At 56.5% G+C, this 19,499-nt stretch carries 24 protein-coding genes; 1 reads left to right on the plus strand and 23 read right to left on the minus strand.

Annotated features, from left to right (window positions below):
• The 18 genes from PHE17_RS18435 to PHE17_RS18520 form a co-directional block, all read right to left on the minus strand.
• A complete protein-coding gene (locus PHE17_RS18435; protein ID WP_301017382.1) occupies positions 1 to 549 on the minus strand; it encodes a TraV family lipoprotein in 549 nt (182 codons plus the stop codon).
• 2 nt (positions 550 to 551) lie between these two features.
• The gene (locus PHE17_RS18440) at positions 552 to 1,307 is read right to left on the minus strand and encodes a DsbC family protein (RefSeq protein WP_301017383.1); all 756 of its coding nucleotides are present in this window, start codon (positions 1,305 to 1,307) and stop codon (positions 552 to 554) included.
• Positions 1,301 to 2,776, minus strand: coding sequence for a TrbI/VirB10 family protein (locus tag PHE17_RS18445; RefSeq protein ID WP_301017384.1), 1,476 nt, complete (start codon positions 2,774 to 2,776; stop codon positions 1,301 to 1,303). The genes PHE17_RS18440 and PHE17_RS18445 overlap by 7 nt, the downstream gene beginning before the upstream one ends.
• Positions 2,773 to 3,564, minus strand: a complete 792-nt coding sequence (locus PHE17_RS18450) for a type-F conjugative transfer system secretin TraK (RefSeq protein WP_301017385.1) — start codon at positions 3,562 to 3,564, stop codon at positions 2,773 to 2,775. Before PHE17_RS18450 ends, PHE17_RS18445 begins: the two co-directional genes overlap by 4 nt.
• Positions 3,561 to 4,172: a TraE/TraK family type IV conjugative transfer system protein gene (locus tag PHE17_RS18455; protein ID WP_301017386.1), complete on the minus strand. Its 612-nt coding sequence runs from the start codon at positions 4,170 to 4,172 to the stop codon at positions 3,561 to 3,563. Before PHE17_RS18455 ends, PHE17_RS18450 begins: the two co-directional genes overlap by 4 nt.
• Entirely contained in the window at positions 4,169 to 4,471 is a 303-nt protein-coding gene (gene traL / locus PHE17_RS18460; RefSeq protein WP_301017387.1) for a type IV conjugative transfer system protein TraL, read from the minus strand. Before traL ends, PHE17_RS18455 begins: the two co-directional genes overlap by 4 nt.
• A gap of 64 nt (positions 4,472 to 4,535) precedes the next feature.
• Positions 4,536 to 4,922: a TraA family conjugative transfer protein gene (gene traA, locus PHE17_RS18465; RefSeq protein ID WP_301017388.1), complete on the minus strand. Its 387-nt coding sequence runs from the start codon at positions 4,920 to 4,922 to the stop codon at positions 4,536 to 4,538.
• A 33-nt stretch (positions 4,923 to 4,955) separates the two neighbouring features.
• A complete protein-coding gene (traA, locus tag PHE17_RS18470) occupies positions 4,956 to 5,339 on the minus strand; it encodes a TraA family conjugative transfer protein (RefSeq protein ID WP_301017389.1) in 384 nt (127 codons plus the stop codon).
• A gap of 45 nt (positions 5,340 to 5,384) precedes the next feature.
• Positions 5,385 to 5,843: a hypothetical protein gene (locus tag PHE17_RS18475; protein WP_301017390.1), complete on the minus strand. Its 459-nt coding sequence runs from the start codon at positions 5,841 to 5,843 to the stop codon at positions 5,385 to 5,387.
• On the minus strand, positions 5,821 to 6,468 hold the full coding sequence (locus tag PHE17_RS18480; protein ID WP_301017391.1) for a lytic transglycosylase domain-containing protein: 648 nt from the start codon (positions 6,466 to 6,468) through the stop codon (positions 5,821 to 5,823). Before PHE17_RS18480 ends, PHE17_RS18475 begins: the two co-directional genes overlap by 23 nt.
• On the minus strand, positions 6,465 to 7,022 hold the full coding sequence (locus tag PHE17_RS18485) for a DsbA family protein (RefSeq protein WP_301017392.1): 558 nt from the start codon (positions 7,020 to 7,022) through the stop codon (positions 6,465 to 6,467). Before PHE17_RS18485 ends, PHE17_RS18480 begins: the two co-directional genes overlap by 4 nt.
• The gene (locus PHE17_RS18490) at positions 7,022 to 7,549 is read right to left on the minus strand and encodes a hypothetical protein (RefSeq protein WP_301017393.1); all 528 of its coding nucleotides are present in this window, start codon (positions 7,547 to 7,549) and stop codon (positions 7,022 to 7,024) included. Before PHE17_RS18490 ends, PHE17_RS18485 begins: the two co-directional genes overlap by 1 nt.
• A complete protein-coding gene (locus PHE17_RS18495; RefSeq protein ID WP_301017394.1) occupies positions 7,546 to 9,225 on the minus strand; it encodes a conjugal transfer protein TraN in 1,680 nt (559 codons plus the stop codon). Before PHE17_RS18495 ends, PHE17_RS18490 begins: the two co-directional genes overlap by 4 nt.
• Positions 9,225 to 10,244, minus strand: coding sequence for a hypothetical protein (locus PHE17_RS18500; protein WP_301017395.1), 1,020 nt, complete (start codon positions 10,242 to 10,244; stop codon positions 9,225 to 9,227). Before PHE17_RS18500 ends, PHE17_RS18495 begins: the two co-directional genes overlap by 1 nt.
• Entirely contained in the window at positions 10,241 to 10,999 is a 759-nt protein-coding gene (gene trbC / locus PHE17_RS18505; RefSeq protein ID WP_301017396.1) for a type-F conjugative transfer system pilin assembly protein TrbC, read from the minus strand. The genes PHE17_RS18500 and trbC overlap by 4 nt, the downstream gene beginning before the upstream one ends.
• Position 11,000: 1 nt before the next feature.
• A complete protein-coding gene (traU, locus tag PHE17_RS18510; RefSeq protein WP_301017397.1) occupies positions 11,001 to 12,023 on the minus strand; it encodes a conjugal transfer pilus assembly protein TraU in 1,023 nt (340 codons plus the stop codon).
• Positions 12,020 to 12,673, minus strand: a complete 654-nt coding sequence (traW, locus tag PHE17_RS18515; RefSeq protein WP_301017398.1) for a type-F conjugative transfer system protein TraW — start codon at positions 12,671 to 12,673, stop codon at positions 12,020 to 12,022. The genes traU and traW overlap by 4 nt, the downstream gene beginning before the upstream one ends.
• A 263-nt stretch (positions 12,674 to 12,936) precedes the next feature.
• A complete protein-coding gene (locus PHE17_RS18520) occupies positions 12,937 to 15,222 on the minus strand; it encodes a DEAD/DEAH box helicase (protein WP_301017399.1) in 2,286 nt (761 codons plus the stop codon).
• Positions 15,223 to 15,747: 525 nt separating this feature from the next.
• Here PHE17_RS18520 and PHE17_RS18525 point away from each other — a divergent pair.
• A complete protein-coding gene (locus PHE17_RS18525; protein ID WP_301017400.1) occupies positions 15,748 to 16,317 on the plus strand; it encodes a GspH/FimT family pseudopilin in 570 nt (189 codons plus the stop codon).
• Between the two features lie 97 nt (positions 16,318 to 16,414).
• Here PHE17_RS18525 and PHE17_RS18530 read toward each other — a convergent pair whose 3' ends face one another.
• The 5 genes from PHE17_RS18530 to PHE17_RS18550 all read right to left on the minus strand — a co-directional run.
• Complete coding sequence (locus PHE17_RS18530; protein ID WP_301017401.1) at positions 16,415 to 16,831, minus strand: hypothetical protein; 417 nt, start codon at positions 16,829 to 16,831, stop codon at positions 16,415 to 16,417.
• Complete coding sequence (locus tag PHE17_RS18535) at positions 16,828 to 17,121, minus strand: hypothetical protein (RefSeq protein WP_301017402.1); 294 nt, start codon at positions 17,119 to 17,121, stop codon at positions 16,828 to 16,830. Before PHE17_RS18535 ends, PHE17_RS18530 begins: the two co-directional genes overlap by 4 nt.
• Positions 17,118 to 17,498, minus strand: a complete 381-nt coding sequence (locus PHE17_RS18540; protein ID WP_301017227.1) for a hypothetical protein — start codon at positions 17,496 to 17,498, stop codon at positions 17,118 to 17,120. The genes PHE17_RS18535 and PHE17_RS18540 overlap by 4 nt, the downstream gene beginning before the upstream one ends.
• Positions 17,499 to 17,585: 87 nt before the next feature.
• The gene (locus PHE17_RS18545; protein WP_301017403.1) at positions 17,586 to 18,719 is read right to left on the minus strand and encodes a DUF6094 domain-containing protein; all 1,134 of its coding nucleotides are present in this window, start codon (positions 18,717 to 18,719) and stop codon (positions 17,586 to 17,588) included.
• 461 nt (positions 18,720 to 19,180) lie between these two features.
• The coding region (locus PHE17_RS18550) for a hypothetical protein (RefSeq protein ID WP_301017404.1) at positions 19,181 to 19,499 on the minus strand (319 nt) is incomplete at its 5' end.

Here is a 19,499-nt window from a genome sequence, read left to right on the forward strand (position 1 = left end):
CTAATCCCCCGCCATAAAGTCTTGTGCCTGCCCTTGGGCTTGTGCCGTGGTCATGGCAACGGGCGGTTTGCCCTTGGTGCTGGCCTTGTCGGCAGCCCCCCCAACAGGCCCCTTCTCTGTGGGGTGTTCCAGTGCCATGTAGCCGTTGGCATAAATGCTTTTTTCGGTGTTGGCACTCAGCGCCCACTGGCCAGCATCAGCCACGAAATAGCTGTAGCCTTGGTCATGGAACACCCCGTTGTTGTCCTCCCACGGGGCAACCCAGACACGCATCACTTGTGGCATGGAACGGATGGCAATGCCTTCAGGGATATACTGCGTCACCCGTGCGCCCGTGGCCTCCACCGCTTTGCCTGCCTTGCCGGGTGTACCGCCACTGCCTTTGAGTTTTTTGCCCAGTGCGGTCAAATACGAGTCTGACACCGACTGGCACTTGCCGCCCTGCACTGAACCACACGCATAACTGGGGCTGGTGCTGCACCCGGACAGCAATAAGGTGGCAAACGCCAAGCCCCATAAGCCCGCTGTTGCCGTTTTCATCATTTTCATGGCTATTGCCCCTTCTCTGGTTGTTGTGGCTGTAACCATTGGGTCAGGGCATCACCTAAGCCCGGCACAACCAGCCCGCTGTTTGTCACAAAAAAAGGTGTCCCCTGTATCTGGTGGGCGGCGGCATACTTCGCCACCCCATCCAGCCCCGTTGCGGCTTTGGCGCGGCAAGCAGTATTGCTTGACAGTGGCACGGGCTTTCCCGCCATGCCTGTCCCCAATGCGGCGGGCGGGTCAGCCGCGCACAAGATATTGAGGGTTTTGTCGCGGGATTCCGGGTGCAGGCCATCCAGTGGCAACATCACGTAATGCACCCGGATACCCGCTGTTGCCTGCAATGCCGTGTAGGCTTGCTTGCAGTACGGGCAATCCACATCCAAAAAAGCCACCACTTCCCTTTTGGCTTTTTCATCACCTACAGAAATGCGTGCCGCCGTGGGGATTTTGTCCCACTGGATGTTGTATGCCGCCGCCTGCAAGGCATCTTGCTGGGGTTGGGTCATGTCCTTCCCCGTCCCAAGGTCAAACAAATGGCCGACCAGCAAGATTTTCTTGCCGGGCTGCATGTAGAAGATGTTTTGGCCTGCGGTGACTTCATAGACGCCCTCCAACCCGGTAGTTTCCACGGACTTGACTTCCGTACTGGGGAGCAGCGCCCGGATATTGCCAGCCACATCCGCTGGGGCGGGTGCTGCCAATGCCGCCGTACTTGCCAACAAGGCCAACAGCACAAGGCTGCGGGTGGTTTTGTTTACCATGTATTGTCTCCTGTGCGGATCGCCTTGCCCGCCTGCGCTTGGTCGTCTGCGGTCACAATCGGGGTGGTGGCCCGCTGGCCTGCCGCCATTGCCACAACAGGTTCGGCATCAATGTCCAGCCCAGACAGCAGGATCACGGTCACATCCCGCCCTGCGGACACTTCCAAAATGGGGAAGGTCTTTTCTGCCGCCTTGATGTAGTAATCCGCCAGCTTGTTCATGGCAGCACCGGAGCCGGAGGTCAGCCCAAACTCCAAGGCTTGGTTGGGGGACACGCTGGTTACAGCCCCCGTACCTGTTTGGGTGACAGTGGTGGCGGCTTGCGCCAAGCCTTGCCCAATACCGCCCAAGGTGCCTGCCAGCATGGCATTGGCAATCAATGCCCCCTGTTTGGACACCAAGTTGCCACGTACACCCGCCTTGCCGTCCTCACCCGCAATGTAGGCATCCAGTTTGGTGTCAATCACCGTGCCATCTTTGAGGACGCAGGACATCTTTTCGGTACGCAGGTTGACCCGTTCAGAAGAAATGTCGCCGTATCCAGAAGCCAGTACGTGGCACTCCTTCACTTTCGACTTGAAGCGGTTGGGCAGGAAGGCATTGTCCGTCACCACCAGTAAGACGGGGTGCGGGTTCTGCTCGGCATTGCCGCCCGTGGGTGCGTCCAATGACGCGACCAGTTGCGCCTTAAAGAAGGAGCCGGAGGGGATGTAGGTTTTGGATTTGGGGCGCTCACGTTTCTGCGGGAGTGGGCGGCCTGTTGCCGCTTGTTGCACGGCAACCGCTTGGGGGGCAACCAGCGGGGCGGTTGGGTTGTCGCCCAGCCCTTGGCCGGGGGGCTTTACCGTCGGCGCGGCTTGCCCAGTATCGCCAGCATCAGTAACTACCGGGGCATCATCAGCGCCATCCACCACCACATGCACGATGCTGCCGCTGTCATCTTCCAGCGGCAAGGGTGATGGTAGGGGCGCGGCTGCGCCATCACCCGCCATCCCGCCCACGGGCAGTGCTGGCAGGTTGCCACCAGCCCCCGCAGGCAACGGCGGGACAATCGCATCCAAGGGGCCACCCAGCACGCCCGCCGGTGCTGCGGCCTTGCTGGCGGTGGTGGCAGCATCCTGCAAGCCCTTGACCGTATCTGCCTGCCCCTTGAGTTGCTTGTTCAGTTCCTCATTCTCGCGCTTGACCTGCTGCATCTGCTGCACCACCGCCTCATTGGCACGGCGCATTTCCTGCAAGGCCGTATCCGCCTTGGCTGTCCATAACTCCTCCCCGCTGATCTTGCGGGCAACAGCCTCCACCTGTTCCACCTTGGCGGTGGCGGTTGGCAGGGTTTCCGCTGCTGGCTTGCCGGGGTCAGCCAACCACATCAGGAACAGCAGCACGGCAAATACACCCAAACCACCCCCAAACAGCAGCAGCTTTTGGCGCTTGGCAGCACTGCCAGCATCCGGGACACTCATGCTCATTGCCCAACCTCCTTCACCACGTAAACGTAGGTGAACTCGCCCGCTTGCAGGATCGGGTTCTTAATGGCCACCCCCAGAATGCCCGTGCCTTGGAACTCACTTTCTACCGTGCGCATCTCAGAACCCGTGCGGTTGGTCAGGGTATAGGTTTCACCTGTCAGGGTGTCGCCCTCATACGAGGCTACCCGCACATACTCAGCACCCGGCCACAAGGGCTGTGGCTCATTCAGGCCACGCGCCACATCGTAGCCGGACACATCCTCCACGTTGGCTGCCATCACCTGCATCAGTGCCATCACCTCACTGGGCAGTGACTGGTCATTTTGGATCACCACCCGCCCGGATTTGGCCTTTTCCACCATCATGGGCTTGAGGGTGATAATTTCTGAAGGGGCATCGGACAGCGCCAAATCCAAGTTGAAGGTGCGCCCACCGTCGTCGGTGACAAATGCCGAAAACTGCCCCTTGCCACTGCCTGCCTTCTTACGCTTGACCTTGCCCCCACCGGGCAGGTCAAGCTCATCCAACACTTTCTCCCCACCCTTGTAGCGCACAAATACCTGCCCATTGCGCTTATCCACTTGAAAGGTCAGCTCTTTGCCATCGGCAGAAAAGATTTGCTCGACACGCGCACCCAGCACGCTGATGCGCGTCAGCCCGGTACGGGACAGTTGTGCTTGGATGGTGTCGCCGTCATTGGCGGTAAATTCACTGGCCTGTGCCGCCACGGCCAGCAGCAAGGTGGCAGTGGCAAGCAGCCACGCCAAGGGTCGGGTCGCTTTTCTCATGGGGTAGCCCCTCCGGGCTTTTTAGGTTCATTCAACGGGTCATTGGGTTGTGCTTCCTTGAACCCGGTCAGGTAGATACGCCCTGCATCAAGGCTAAATTCCATGCGGTAAAGCACTTGGCGGCTGGAAGTCGGCTTGTCGCCCACCCACGTCTTAAGCGTGCCTTTGATGGCAACCACCGGGCGGTTGTCCCCGGTGTGGTACTCCAGCGGGTAGAACGCCTGCGTGACGTTCTCCGCCCGCATTTTCGAGGCGGAAGCCTCCAGCTCGGATTTCAGCAAACCTTGGATGGAGGGGTGGGTGATGGACATCAGCCGGTCAATGTTATAGGCCGCGCTTTTGGGGTCACTGGTCAGCGCCAGTTGCGCCACATAATCGGCGGTCATCTGGTAATACTCAGGTGATGCGCCTGAATCAGCCACCCAGTACGGCTTGGTTGCCGTGGCGGAGGATGGGGGGATGAAAATGGTCTTGGTCGAGGTGCTTTTGCCAAACACGGTCAGCACCAGCAGCACCACCAGCACGGACAGGATGCCTGCCACCCATTGCCAACGGCGCATCCCAGCAAGTGCCGTGCCAATGTCCTTCATTTGTTTGTCGCGGTTCATCCGATGTACTCCCGGATATAAGACGGTGGCGTTGACTGCATCTTGGCAAACCCCAGATACCAATACAGGGCGTGCAGCATGTAATACGCACCCCGCCCGGCTTTCAGTTTCTGCACGGCATAGCTTGCCAACAACCCCAACACGGCCCCGATGAAAAACCAGCCCATGATCAGGCCGATGCCAATAGGGGCAACCATTGCCATGAACTCGTCCATGTCCCAATAAAATGCCTTGGGCGGCGCATCCAATAAACGCGGGATGTAATACTGGCCTAATGCCCGTTGCTGGCTGTCACTCATGCCGGACTCCTGATAAGTGGCCCCCCTTTCATAGCAAGGCCACGGTTAACCTCACCTAAATGGCCTAAAGGGTGGCAGTGGCAATGCCTTCCAGCACCGCAGGCCCGAATGCCACGAACAGCGCGAACACGATGCCGGAAATGGCCGGGATCGGGCTGGACTTGGCGACACCAATGCCAAGGCCAAGCACAAAGGCGAACATCGCAATGGCCTTGCCCAGATAACCGGAAACCCAGTCCTTGAGCTTGTTGTAGATGCCTTGGAACTCGGTGGCGGTAGTGCCTGCATCCACGTTCAGTGCCAGCAGCACGAATGTCAGCGCCACAAGGCTGATGATGAGGGCTTTTTTGTTGTCCAGCGCCCAGAGCACCAGCCGGGTGCTGGTTTCATCCGCTTGGCGGGCCAAGTTGGCGGCAAAATTGCCGTAAGGTTGTTGTATGGCTATTGCCATTTTCATGCTCCTGTTTTGTTGTAGAAAAAATGGCTAGGCCGTGGCAGTGGCAATGCCTTCCAGCACCGCAGGCCCGAATGCCACGAACAGCGCGAACACGATGCCGGAAATGGCCGGGATCGGGCTGGACTTGGCGACACCAATGCCAAGGCCAAGCACGAAGGCAAACATCGCAATGGCCTTGCCCAGATAACCGGAAACCCAGTCCTTGAGCTTGTCGTAGATGCCTTGGAACTCGGTGGCGGTGGTGCCGCCGAAGGCGGTGTCCACCATCACCACCAGCAATGCCAATGCCACAATGCCTGTGATGATGGCTTTCCTGTTGCCAAGCGCCAAAAGCATCAGCCGGGTGCTGGCCTCATCTGCCGCTTGCAGCCATGCTGGCGGTGGGTTTTGTCGTAGGGTGGCTATTGCCATGTGTCATTACTCCTGTTGTGTAAAAGCTGGTTGGCCCGTTAATATTTAATGTTTGGGGTAAGCGTAATAATCAAACCCACCTTCACTGGTCAGCGGTGCTGGTGCGGTGCTGTCCCCGTATCCCCCGTACCCGCCGCTGGCATCGCCATAGCCTGCCCCGCCATCCTTGGGTGTCGGTTGGGCACAGGGGTAGCCATTGCCGCACGTCACCCACTGCCCATCACACAGGCGCAGCCCAATACGGTGGTAGCCCGGCATGTACCAGTCAGGTTGGGTTTTGGGTGGTTCCCCCTGCGGGCAGGTGGCCAACACCCCCCGGCTGCTGTCGGGGTTCGGGTCGGCGGTGATCCCCACCGTCCGGGGTTGCGGCGTTGCCCTTGCGGTGGCGGGCAGGTGCTTGCTGGGGAGGGGAGGCACAACCCCATCCAATCCCCCGTTGGGTGCAACATCCCCGCCCCAATCAGGGTCAAGCAATTCCAGTTCAATCGAAGACGCTCCAGACAAGCTGTTCCCCCCCGCTGCTGGCTGTTGTGCGGCTGGTGGCCGTTTGCTGCCTTGGCTGGCCACCCCTGCGTCCACGCCCACTTTCGGCAGGTTGCACCCCGGCAACAGCAACAGGGGCAGCAGTACCAGCAGTGCCAGTACCATGCTGTTGCCCCAATGCCCTGAAAACCTTGTTTGCATACGTCATCCTCACATTGTCTTTTTTGGGGTCAGTGCCTGCGCCATACGCGCCTATGCCCTGCCAGTTGTAGCCGTAACGGTCAATGCCCTGTTTTAAAATCCACGCCCCGACATTCAAGTTGGTGCAGGCATCCATCAGCTCATCCTTGCCGATCCCATATTCCCTTAGCTTCGGCAACCACCAGTCATTGACCTGCATGAACCCAATGTCCAACGACCCGTTGGTATTTTGGGCAATGACCCGTGCGCGGTTGCTGGATTCGACCTGTGCCACCGCCCGCAACAGTTCCACCGGGACACTGTGGCGGCTGGCAGCTTCTGCCCAGCAAGGGGCATTGCCATCGTGGCTGCTGGTTTGCTGGCCGGCCCATGCCAGCGGTGGTAAGGCCAACAAAGGGGCAGCCAAGAGGATGGGCAGCGCCAACAGTGCGTTTCCTGCCATCATGCCTTGCCAAACTCCTCTTGCAGGATTTCCAGCGGGTCTTTGTCCGGCAAGCGCAGGCGTTGCATGTCGATGATGAATGCTGGGGTCGCGGTGATCTGGAATTGTTGGGTAATGTCTTCGGAACGCGCCAGCAGTTCCGCCACATCAGCGCCCTTTATGGCAGCAACAAAGCCCGCCGCCTCCAGCCCCACTGATTCCGCCACGGCAACCATGGTGCGTTCATCCGGCTTTTGGTTGCCCTCATAGATGGCCTTAAAGAATGCCGCCCGGAACGCATCACCCTTGCCCAATACCGCTGCCGAGTACCCGGCAGCAGCCAGTTTCAGGTCATCCGGGGAGGACACGATATGTACCGGGTAATGCTTGACCTGCGGGTTCAACGGCAGCCAGATGCCCAGTTGCAGCGAGAGCTTGTAGCAGTAGGGGCAGGCGAAGGAGAACACCCCCATAAAGGAGCGCCCACCCGTACCCGCCCCATTTGCCACCCCTACCAAGGGGAGGTTTGCCAGAAAGGACCCGGTTGTGCCCAATAAAAATGCCCGGCGTGACAACATCACTTGTCCCCCTTAATTGCCGTGACAGGCGGTTTCCAATCCTTGTCCGCCGCATCCGCCTTGTACTTTTCATAATTGGCGGATGGCGGCATACCGTCATCACATACGTCCAGTTCAGACCAGACGTAAAAAGGCTTGCACGTATCCCCGCCCTTGTCATCGGCACAGTCCTTGTAAGTTTTTCCTTTGAGTGGTACCAAATCCTGCCCAATCCCACCTTTGACCCGTGCGCATTTGCGCCCGCCGTTGTCTTTTTCCGAGTAGCGCGTGACCAGTTCCGCCGTCACCCGTAACGGGTCTTGGGAAAGCGTCTTTGCCTGCCAATCCTTTTCCATGTCCTCCGGGGCCAGCCCAGCCGCCTTATCCTCCCCGTTGACCACTTCCATCATGAAAAAGGTGGGCGGATGGCGTCCACGGGCAGTGCTGGCAGCAGGGGGTTCCCCACCCGCCGCAACACCCCACCCCGTGGACGCCATGCCCACAAGCGCTAGGGAGGTGAAAATCCGTAAAAAAGTTGCCCACTTCATGGGTGTGTACCTCCGTTCTGGTAATACCGCTGCACTTTGTCCACGACAATGCCGCCCTGTTTCTGGACAAGGCCGTTAACTGTGGAAGCATCCGGCACTTTGACGTTCGCTAGGATTTCAGCCATGAACTCCGACAAATCCATCGCCCCAAAGTCCAGCCGTTCCAGTTCATCCGGGGTGAACCCGGAACAGTTGGGGCTGTCCCCACCGCCCCAACCCTTGCCAAGCTGCGGCCTGCCTTGTTCTTGGATGATCCGCGCCAACCGTGAGTTGAAGCAGCAATAGCTTTGCTTGCGTTCGTAGCAATAACCCAAGAACCGGCCACTGCAATAAGTGCCGACGTAATGGCAAAGGTTAGAGCCGCGTTTCATCTGCAAATAGGCTTCATCTTCGGTACAGGACAAAAACTGCATCAGCAGGTAAATCCCTACCTGCAAGGCAAAAGAGGCGGGGTCAAAACCCACGAAAGCAAAGCCCGTACCACTGGTGTAGCTGATGGTCAGCCCGTAGAAGCTCATGGAGGTGGACGGGGTAGGGTTCCACGCACCGGATGCCCATGCATCAACCGCCTTTTGCGTCATCCAGTTGTTGCCCTTCGAGAACATGAAGTCGTACATGTAATTGCTGCCCTTCTGGAAGCTGTAATCCAGCAGTGCCTTGCCACCGGCTAGGGCAGCACCCATCAGGATGCTTTGGTTGCTCTTTGCCCCGCCTTTGGATTTGCAGCAGTTTTTCAGGCCAGACAGCTTGATGGAGCAGCGTTCATCCGTCCCCTTGAAAATTTGCATATCGGAAGACAGGTATTGCCCTGCCTCCCGTGCCACCTCCATGCCTGCAATGGCTTTGGCAAAATCCGCATCGGGTGGGTTGGAAGAGTCGAAACATTTGCCTTCCAGACAAAATCCCTTGTTGGAACAGTCTTCGGTTGTCGTCGTCGTTCCGGGCGTATTGCACAAGTATTCAACATCCCAGACTTGGCATGTGCCGTTGGGGATTTTATCGACGCAGGTGCTGGCTGCCTGTTTTTTACAGCCCTTGGCCTCCAAATCCTCACAACTGTTCTGGCGGTTCCCAAGGCAGGTGTAGGTATCCTCCCACGCCCAACAGTCCTTGGTGACATTTAGCCCATTGATGTTGCGTGTGCCCCCAGCTTCTGTGCATTTGTGTTCAGCAAGGGTACAAGTGCCGTTGGCTTTTTCATCCACACACTGGGATTCGTCGATGCGGTCTTCCGTCAGGGTGTAGGAGTTGTCCAGTTTGATGGTGTTGGTGGGTGTCGGGGCAACGGGGTCATCGCAGCGGAAGGTGCGGGTGTGCCGCATACAGCCCGTACCGAACATTGTGTCGGTTTGGGCGCATACTGCACTGGCCTGTTGGCATTTGGGTTGCAGGTTGATGAATGGTTGGCAATAGTTGACCGCATCAGGCTTGATGCACGTATACGTATTCCGTTTCCCCCAGCATGTTTTGCCAATGCTGGAAAGACAGACACTGCTTCCCTGAAAGGTTTTGCAGGGTGTGACAACAGTCACACCCGACTGGTAATGGGGGTCACTGGTAAGCCCCGCCAAACATACCGTACCTGTTTTGCGGCAATCCACTGCCGTTGCAGAAATGGAAATGGCACTGAGGGAGGCGGCAAGGAGTAGGGTGATGCAGGCCCTGACAAGTCCCATCATTTTGTCCTGGCCTCCAACCCCTCACACCCGCCACCTGTTGTGCATGAAAAGATGGGGCTTGTGTTTAAATTGAATGAATTGGCATTGGCATAGTGCCCAATTGATACGCTTGGGTTGTTACAATAGTAATTCTCAAAGCTCATGGAGCAGGAGCCACTTGAGTTGCAGGTGATTTTCGCACCAGCCGGGTTATAGCTGATGCCTGAAAGGAAGCTGTTAACACTGGAGATGGTCTTTGAGTAGCTGTAGCCGCAACAGTCATAGTGGCTAATGGTGGCTGAACTTCCATTGCAGGATATGTTGACCATGCAACAAGAACCGCCTCCCGCTATGCACGTCTTGCTGACGGGGACACACTTCAGTTCTTGCCCTGTGACATTACAACTGACGCCTGCATCATCACATGACAAGGTTTCATAGGCATTAATGGTCTGGTCACATTGGTAATTGGCGTCAGCATCAACTTTGACCACCCGCCCCACCGGGCAACGTTCCTCTTTTGGTTCCAGCCACTCCTCGCAATGCTCCACTGTTTCAATGCCGGGGATGGTTGTCTCTACCGTTGTACAGCCGCCAGTGCCATTGCCACCTGTCAGCCCTGCGAGTGCGCCACGGTTATCCTTGGTGATCCCCTTTGACAAGTTGAACAATGCATCATTCTTTTCCAGCGGGTACTGCGGCCTGCTGCCACCAAGGAAGTTGATGGCATTGCATTCCTGCCCACCGAACCCACTGGTACTGGATGTGGTGCATCCGGCCTGCTTGCCCAGCCCATTGCCAGACAGGTTGGTTTTCCCGCTACCCCACAACCCCGCCTCACTGGGGCTGCTGGTAAACCCCGGCACATTCCCGGTTGCACCCGCGCCATTAACCGCAGCATTTGCAGCCGCACCCCCCGCCGCCATGGCCGCGCCCTGCTGGAATGCGCTGGAGGTGTCCAAGTCAGCCCGCGCCAGCCCTGCCACCAACAGCAACAAGCACAGGAAAGGCAGCAACCACAACACGGGCCTGTTCATGGCTTCTCCCCCAGCGCTTGCAGGTAACGCGCTGATGCCGCCTGCCAGCCTTGGTATCCGCCCAGTTTGCGCAGTGCATAGGCCAACGTCACATCACCACGCACTGACACGTAATCCGTCCCCAGATCACAGGCGCTATCCCCATCAGCGGGCTTCTTGGCGATGACGAAGGTGGGGACATCCTGTACCCCATAAGCGCGGAACACATTGGGGTTGACCTGAAAGGTACTGTCCCCTGCCTTGTCGCCCAACACGGATTGGATCGCCTTGGTAGTGCTGGTAAGGGAACCGTCAACCATGCCGCGCAGCACCAACACAGCCCCCGCTTTGTCCGCTTGCCGGGCGAGGTTTTGCAACGTTTCCTTGGGCATCGAGAAAGACACCAACACCAACAGTTCCCCATCCTTTTTCAAATCAGGGAACAATGGCTTGCCCACTTGCGCGGACAGCTTGTCCAGCGCACCCGCTGGCATGGGCGGTACGAGCACGCCTTTCTTGAAGGGACGGGCATAACCTGCCACTTTGTTGGGCTGCAATTCAGGGGAAGACAGCGCCGTGGTGGCCTTACCCGCAGCAGCGTCCACTTGGCTGGCACTGGGCAGCACCAGCGGCTTGTGCTGCTGTGCAGCCACTTGTGCATCTGTCGGCATTGCAGGTGTCCCTTGTGCCCATGCGGGCAAGCCAGCGGCAAGGCCAAGCGCAAGCAAAAACAGTGTGGCAGGTATCAGTACGGTAGGGGATGCTTCCTTCATCATGTCAGAACCCTATGCCGCCTTGGCAGCAGTTGCGCTTCCTGAAAATCATGTAAGAAAAGTCTTCGCCCTTGTACGGGAACTCCTTGCCCGCACCCCAAATGGTGGTGGTGCGCCCGTAAGGCTGGCAGCACTTGCCCGCAATCTTCTTGGTTTGTGGGATGGGGAACAGCATCTGGTACTTGTAATTGGCCTTGTCCATCTGCAAGCGCGGGAAATAACCACACAACCCGTCACTGCCACTGGCCGACCAGATCAAGCCTTGGCGGTGCATTTTTGCGGTTATCCGCTGTACCAGCAGGCTGGAGGCTTGCACCCCACCGATGTGGTGTTGCACATGCCCGTTGAGGGGATACATCGAACCTTGGCAACCGCCACACCAAAACAATTCCGAACGGGCAAAACCCGCCGTCGCCTGCACACAATCGGCGGCACACGCGGCTTTGGCGGGCAGGTTGGCAAACAGGGTGGCATCGGGGTTGATGATGTAGGTCAGTTCGTCATCCACCCAGATGGGGTCAAGTTCAGTCAGGTAGGCAATGTCGAACGGTGACTTTTCAAGGCAGGCATTATCAAGCAGCACCTCCAGCCAATACAGGATGGGGTTCACGTACCAATGCACTTGGTAAAAGGAAGACACTGGCGCACCGTCTTCTGGGTCATCCCGCCCCGCCTCCGGCGCATCAAAACCGGGGTCAAGGTCTACCCCGCCGAGGGAGGTCAGGCAAAACGGCTTGCGGGCAACATCCACTTGGCGCACGGGTTCCCAAAAACTGACCTTGACACCAATCCGGGCACTGCCATTCCCTGTACAGGCACACAGCACACCGCCGGGGTTGGGCGTATCCTCCTGATCCATGCTCATGAGTTTGGCCCCACCGATGGTTATCGGGAAGATGCACGACCAGCAAATGTCCGTGATGGGGTTGGCGAATTTGCCTTCACAAGTGGGGGCTGCTGCCCATACAAACTTGGCGGTTGCCAAGAGGGACACAGCCAGCAGTAAGGCGGCTTGGCCTAATTTCATGGCTTGCCCCCAGCATCTGGCAAAACAACCGTGTCAATGCGCAGTTCTGTGTCGGATAGCTTGTCTTGGTATGCCAGCGCAGGCACTTGGGTTATCTGGAGCCTGCCTGTCAGGTAGCCACCTTGGTCAAAGTAAACAGGACGTTTCCATTGGCGCATCAGTGCCATGTAAGAACCACCGACCAGCACCACTTTGACGGGTTTCTTGCTGTCTTGGTAATACCGACCAGCGTAGGCAACTTGTTGCTGGTCGGTGGCATCAATGAACAACAGCACCTTGCTTAGGCCAACATATTCCAGTGGGTTTACGCTTGTCCCAGCCTTCACCACCACGTCCCCATCCGCATCCCGTATGTCATTGGGTGCAGTTACCGATGGGTCGTAATAGTGCGTCCCCGCTTTAGTGGCGCGGGTGATGCCGGGTACTGGCACTGGGTTTTCGGCCGTCTGCTTGGCGGTTGCCACCATTGCTTTTTGCATGGCAGCAAGCTCACCTGAATCTTGTTTTGCTTGCAGGCGTTCACGGATCACATCCAGAAAATCACGTTCGGCGATGGGGTAGGTCTTGCCAAGTGCCACCCCAAGCCCCGTTTGGGCTGGCATAACAGGCAGGGCAAGGCACAGCAGGGGCACTGCTGCCCAAAGCCACACCTGTTTTCCCCTGCCCAAAACCAACATGATTATCTGCCCCAGCATTCTTGTTTAAAACTGCCCTGCGATTGTCCCAAGCATTAAAATGGCAAGCAATTTTTCACCCCGGCACAAAATCCGCGCCGTAGGCGAAAACTTGACAATAGGTAGAATTTATGGGGCGGAATGTGTTGTTTTATGGGGATGGCGGGCAAAAAAAACCCCGCACAAGGCGGGGCCGGTAGGATAAAAACAAGTGAAGGGATACAAAGGATGAAGCAGGCTTACGCCTGCAACATCCGCCGTGCCAACGCGACTTCAACACTGTCCCCGTTAGGGTTCAGCGAATCCAGCCCACTGTCCGGCATATCACCCGAGGTGCTTTGGCTGACAGCGATCTTCTCCGCCATCAACGCCAAACACGCGGTTTGTGCCGTTTCTGCATAGCCAAGGTAGTAAACGTCAACGTCCAACCGCTGGCCAATCCGCCATGAGCGGCGGGCAGCTTGCTGGAGCGTATAAACATTGTACCCGGTCTGAAGGAACACAATTGCCGGGAACTCCAGCAAATCCAGCCCCGTTTTCACCAGTTCAGGGTTACAAACCAGCACGTCGATACCACGGTCAACGCGGTCGAGTATCCAGTCCTCCCTTGTTTCAGTTGAAACGCTGGAGCGCAACACGTCGGTTTTCAAGCCTGCTGCGGACAGCAATACTTTGAGCCGTTGTGCGGTGTCCTGCTTGCCCGTGTAGCTGGTATACACCAGTACACGCCGCCCTTTAGCCTTCTCTGACTTGCAAATCTCCAGCAGCTTTTGCTCCTTGGGGGTCAACTCATCAGCACCATACAGTTGCGGGACACTTGCCAGCACCTCGCGTGTACGCGGGTGGTACACCGTCTCATCACGGAAACACGTTTCCGGCCAGCGCAACAAGGCATTCAGCACCACACCCAACAAGGTTGTGTCGCCTTTTGCCAACGCCTTCTTCATCACTTGGGTCAGTTCTTTCGAGAAGCCTTCGTAGGCATTGCGTTGTTCACCGTCCATCCCCACCTCAACGTAATGCTCCTTGTACGGTGGCAACACGTCCCCACCGATGTCCTTGAGTTTCAAAAACACCGTGTAAGGCAGGATGAAACGGCAAATGCCAGTCGGGCCGAAGCCCGGTGCTTTGGAGGTGCGCTGCGAGTCCTTTTCCCCGCGTGAGGTTTTATGGCTCCCGCCCGTTGTGCTTTTGAACACATCTTTGAGGATACCGTGGTCACGCATGAAGCCCATCACCGCACCACCCAACGAGCGGTTACGGTATTTGTAGCCATCTTCGATCATACGGCGTGGGTTTGCCCGCCACAGCAGGTGGAACAGGTCATCGGCATAGCCCCCCATCAGTGTGCCGGTCAGAAGGAGCACCTTGCGGGCTTTTGCTGCCAACACCCCGAAGGCTTGGCCTTGTGCAGAATCACCGTTCTTGAACTCATGTGCCTCATCAGTCACCAACAAGCTGAAATAACCATCGGGCAATTGCCGTTTGATAAACTCGGTTGGCTGGTAGCCGCCTTGCCCAAACGAAATCTCGGTCTTACCCAAGCTGCGTTCAATGCGTTCTGCCTGACGGTCATTGAAAACAAGTTGCCCGTTTTCATCCATCAAATTCACGAACTCATGGATATTGTCAGACAACATGCTACCCAGCATTTCCTCACCAAACGTGTCAATCAGGCGTTGTGCCGTCTTGTCACCGATGGTGGGGAGTTGCTTTAGCGCGTCAGTGACCAGCTTACGCTGGCCTTTGAGTTGCCCCTTACGCACTAATGTCCACAGTTGTTCACCGCAGGCATGTTCCACGCCGTTATCATCAACGTGCTTGTGGTTGCAGGCCAGACGTTTGTCAGGCAAGCCCCGCTCAGAGCCGAAAACTTGGCCTTCTGCATCACGGTAAACCGTGCCGCATTTGGGGCAAGCCAACAACTTACGGGCGTAAAACTCACCCGTTTCAGGAAAGCGCCCGCTGTCCAGCTTGTGGGCAAAGGCGTGCTTCCATTCATAGCCCATGCGCATCCGTACACGTCCCATGACGAAGTACTCAGGCGCATCATGGTTGCGCCCGGTTTTCACCATTTCACGCAATTGCAGCAGACGCGCCAAAGTGTCCGCACCGTTCAATACCCAAACGCGGGCATTGGGGACAGTATCCTTGATCTCACGCCGCCACTTGTAAACCAAGTGGGGAGGGCAGATGACCAAGGTGCGTGGGTAGCCTTCAGCCTGTGCCACCGCAGCAGTACAGATTGCTACCATGGTTTTACCCGTCCCCATCTCGCCGTTCATGATTGCGGCTTTTTCGCCCTGCCCGAACAGCAGTGCAGACAATGCTTGGACAGCTTCACGCTGGGCAGGGAACGGCTTACGCAACAGCCCATCCATCACCGCATCGCGGGCCGGGCAGGCATTTTCCGGGTGGAAGATGGGCGGGTTTTGTTGGTCTACGGCATCACGCAAGGCAGTGCCGAAGTCTTTTACGAAGTCTGCCAAGGAAATGGCAGGGGTGGTATTGGCGATGGTAGTCACGGTGTTTCTCCTTAAAGGGATATTTGGGGAGAAACATCCCCATGGGAGTGCATCTCCCAGAGGGTTAAAAATAAAAAAGGCAGTAAAAGTCCGGTAAGGGGCAAAGTGAAGTAAAAGTACACCACCAACACACCCGAAGGTGTGCCGCCCTGTGCTGGTGGCACGTCAGGGCTTTATAGGGTTTGCTGCAAAACCGTAAGGATTGGCAGCTAGGGCGTGTTCAGGGTGGAACACTACACATAGGAAACCTTGCCGCCCGGCACTGGCTAACCAGTCACCGGCTGGCAAGGCCACCACAATAATTTGCCTAACTTCGTCTTTGTGCCGCATGTATGGCTTGGTTCAATTTTAGGAAAACTTGGCTACCAGTAGGTTGTTCGTCTGCTTGGGATAGCCGCCCATCCTTTGGTACCCTACGTTAGGGGTGGGATTTGTATACTGGCGTTGCAAGGGAGTACGTGCTTGGCATGGATGCCTTCACTTTCTAAGAATCCTAAAAATAACGCACCTGTAATGGAAAGCATCATGGAAAATAAACAGCAAGGAATGACATTGGTCGAACTGATGGTCACACTGTCAGTGGTTGCCATACTGGCCTCTATGGCTGTCCCCTCAATCAGCGGCATGATAGAAAGCAACCGCCTGACCGCCCTCAATAACCAAATCGTGTCCGCCATCAACTATACCCGTGGTGAAGCCGTCAAACGGCGCTATAATGCCGCCATGTGTGTACGCAACAGCAGCGGTTCTGGTTGTGCCACCTCCGGTAATTTTGACAGTGGGTGGATCGTGTTTGTCGATTGCAACGCCAACAGCTTGGTTGACACCACCAACACCTGTGACCTTGATGGCAACGGTACGGCAGATGCGCCTGAAGCCATTTTGCAGGACAGTGTACCCAGTGCCACCAATGTTTCCATCACGGACAGCAGTTCGACCCCCCAGATGATCAACTACCTGCCCAATGGGAAAGTTTCCAATGCGGGCACTCTCCGCCTGATAACCAGTTCCACCACCCGCTACAAGATCACAATGGATGCCTTTGTGGGGCGGGTAAGTTCTTGCAAAATAGGCAATCCGGGTTGTATATCCTGAGTAAATGAAGTCGCGTATCTCCAAAGTAAATTACGCCGGAGAAACACCACCCCGCAGGGAGTGATGCTCCCTGCAAGGGCTGGTTAAGTTAAGTGGCTCAAGCGGTTAGGCACTCACCCAACTGTTCAATGTCCAAGCCATATTCCACGCCTTGGAACTTGCCACGCAAAGGGTAAAGGCTAGTGATTTCAACCAAATGGACTTCATCAAGCCCATTGGCTTCATACCAATGCCCGACACGGGCATCACCAGCCGGGAACAGTTCGCTGAAAACTGCCAACCCTTTCCTGATAGGTTGATGGTAAGTAGGCCATTGGTCGTAGAGGAAAAACGTAGAAAATGAGCCATTGGTGACTTCAAACAGCCATTGGTTCCAACGTTGTTTAAGCACAGTTTGCCCCCTCAATTTACGGACACGTAAACCGCTTTCACGGTGTACCGCCCACTCATGGTCGGCCAATACGATGGTTTCATCCAACGCAGTGGGTTCAGCATTCCAATGTTCAGGTTTCATGCAACACCCCCTTGCTTACGCTTTTTCCGGTAAAACGGGTCACAGCGGGCAAGTCCCGCCCGTGTCAGCGTGTAATACGCTTCCCCGTCGGTAACGGCATCGGTTTTGTGTTCGACCAAGAATTGCAGGAGACGGTCGCTTTCCGCCCTTGAAAGGTTTGTGCCTTCAACGGTTTCCTGCCAAAAATCCCAGAAATCCTGCGGGTCAGCACTGGGGAGATGATCCATTGGGACTGCCTGAAACTGGTATGTGACACCTACGAATGTGGTGATGGTGATTGCCGCACTCATGCTTCACCCCCTTGAACCAGAAAATACTGGCTTTCGGTGATGGCACTGTCCGGCAACATCCGCCACAAGGTATCCAGATAGGACACGATGAAATCATCGCGGCCTATCAGGGAGTTGGCATCCCAATCCTCCAATATCTCCATATTGCATTGGAAGACGTGCGATCCGAAGACCAACACTGCCCTACCAACATCAACGATGGATGTGCCACTCAAGTCACATTTGCCAACTGCCTCAGTTGTCCAAAGCGGCTGGTCGGGTTGGTAATTGAGTAAGCCACCCAACACAGTGTTGGTGGATACCCCATCCCTGTTAAAGACAAACAGGCGTTTAAAGTTGCCATCTTGGGCAACGGCTGCCCGGTATTGGTGATTCATGATGTTTCTCCAAAAGTAAAAGCACACCGGAGAAACACCACCCGCAGGGAGTGATGCTCCCCAGCAGGGTTGGCCGAACGTTAAAAATCACCGGATCATCAGCATGTCCCCGTAGGTAGGGCTGTTGGGGGTGAAGTCGAGGGCGCGGATCACCGGCACGAACACGTCAGTGTCGATGCGTTCTTCCGTTTGTGAGCCATCAAGGTTTTCATGGATGCGGGTTTCAGTGCGTTTTTCTTTGTGCGTGCTGCCCTTGATCAGGTACACACGCCCATCGTCGGAACGCACCACACCACCCACTTGCCCTGCGGCAAGTGCCAATGCCGTGTGCCACCCCGTCATCTGGCGCAGTGGTCGGCGGTTGGCTTGGGCAGCAGCCTGCTGGAACAACCCGGTAAACTGCTGTTCCAGCGCACCTTGGTGCTTGGCAAGCTCCTGTTGCAGTTGCGCCGCATCCAAGGATGCCGCAGCAAACTTGAATGGGCGGCGGGTCTCAGGCACGGCAGGGACGGTATAAGGCTGGAAAAACCACGTTTCAGGCAGTTCGTCTGGCACAACATCACCCACCCCAATAGCCAGCAGGTGCTGGCGCAAAGCGGTGTCAATATTGCCATTACTGCGCTGCTTGATGCCAAACAGCACGGTTTGCTTGAACTTGTTGGTGGCAGCGCAGAATACCTTCACTTCCCGGAAATGGGTGGCAACCCAAGCCGACAATTGCTTGTCGTAACTGGTTGAGGGCAGGATCAGCACCATCACACCACCAACCTGTAACAGGCCGTGGGTGCGTTGGTAAAAGTGCTTTTCCAAGCGCGGGCGGCTGTCCTTGAACAGGCCGTTTGCGCCATTGCCTTCATCGTCTTTCACCATATCCCCGTAAGGCGGGTTCAGCCACAGTAGGCCAAATGAGCCGGGGGACACAACGCAGCCATTGAAATCACCGTGGATACAGTGATCCAGCACGGTTTTAGCGTGCCAAGCGCGTTCAGCGTCATATTCAATGCCGAAGGCAACGGTACTGTCTTTGCCCAATGCGTGTTTGCATTCAGCCAGCGCCACACCTTCACCCGCGCACGGGTCAATGATGCGCAGTTGGCCTGCCCCATCCTCTGACGCAACAAGTGCGGACAAGGTGCGGGCAATGGTCACATCATCAGTGGGGTAGTAACCGTTTTTGATAAAGTTTTGCGCAAGGCGCGGGAACATAAGTGCTTTAGCCATGATAGTTTCTCCTGAAATGGATTTGGGGAGAAACATCCCCGTGGGAGTGGTTCTCCCAGAGGGTTAAAAATAAAAAAGGCAGTAAAAGCCCGTGAGGGCGAAGTGAAGTAAAAGTACACCACCAACATACCCGAAGGTATGCCGCCCTGTGCTGGTGGCACGTCAGGGCTTTATAGGGTTTGCTGCAAAACCGTAAGGTTTGGCAGCTAGGGCGTGTTCAGGGTGGAACACTACACATAGGAAACCTTGCCGCCCGGCACTGGCACGCCCATTGCGCACGAGTCACCGGCTGGCAAGGCCACCACACCCGAAGGTGTGGTTAATGCCCAATGTTAGGTGCAAGTGGGCAAAAGCCCACTTGGCAACCAACCGCGCCTACAGTACGGAGCAGTAGGCTGGTTGGGTCATTGCGATTGTAACACTGACCGCGCAGCTTCTGCATTCAGCGGCATTCAGCGGCATCAGGCCAACATACGTCGGCTTTCAGCTTTGCCATTGACGCCGTGGTGCAGGCGCACGCGGGAACCCGCATCCAAGCCAGCTTGGACGCTATCGGCATCCAGATGGTTAGCCTTGCGCGGCTTGTGGCTTCCCAGTTTGCCGTACTTCTGCGCCATCCAATTTTTTATGTCTTGGTCTGGTGCGGGTGCGGAAAATTCACGGACAGCCACTGCCACATTGTGCAGCCAGCCTTCCACAAAGGAGGCCGTTGCCTTACGGGCATCCTCCCGCGCCCACTGGAAGCGGTGTCCATGAAGTTCAGCGTCCCACGCCGGGTCG

The organism is Thiothrix sp., from assembly GCF_028714775.1.
Lineage (GTDB): Bacteria > Pseudomonadota > Gammaproteobacteria > Thiotrichales > Thiotrichaceae > Thiothrix.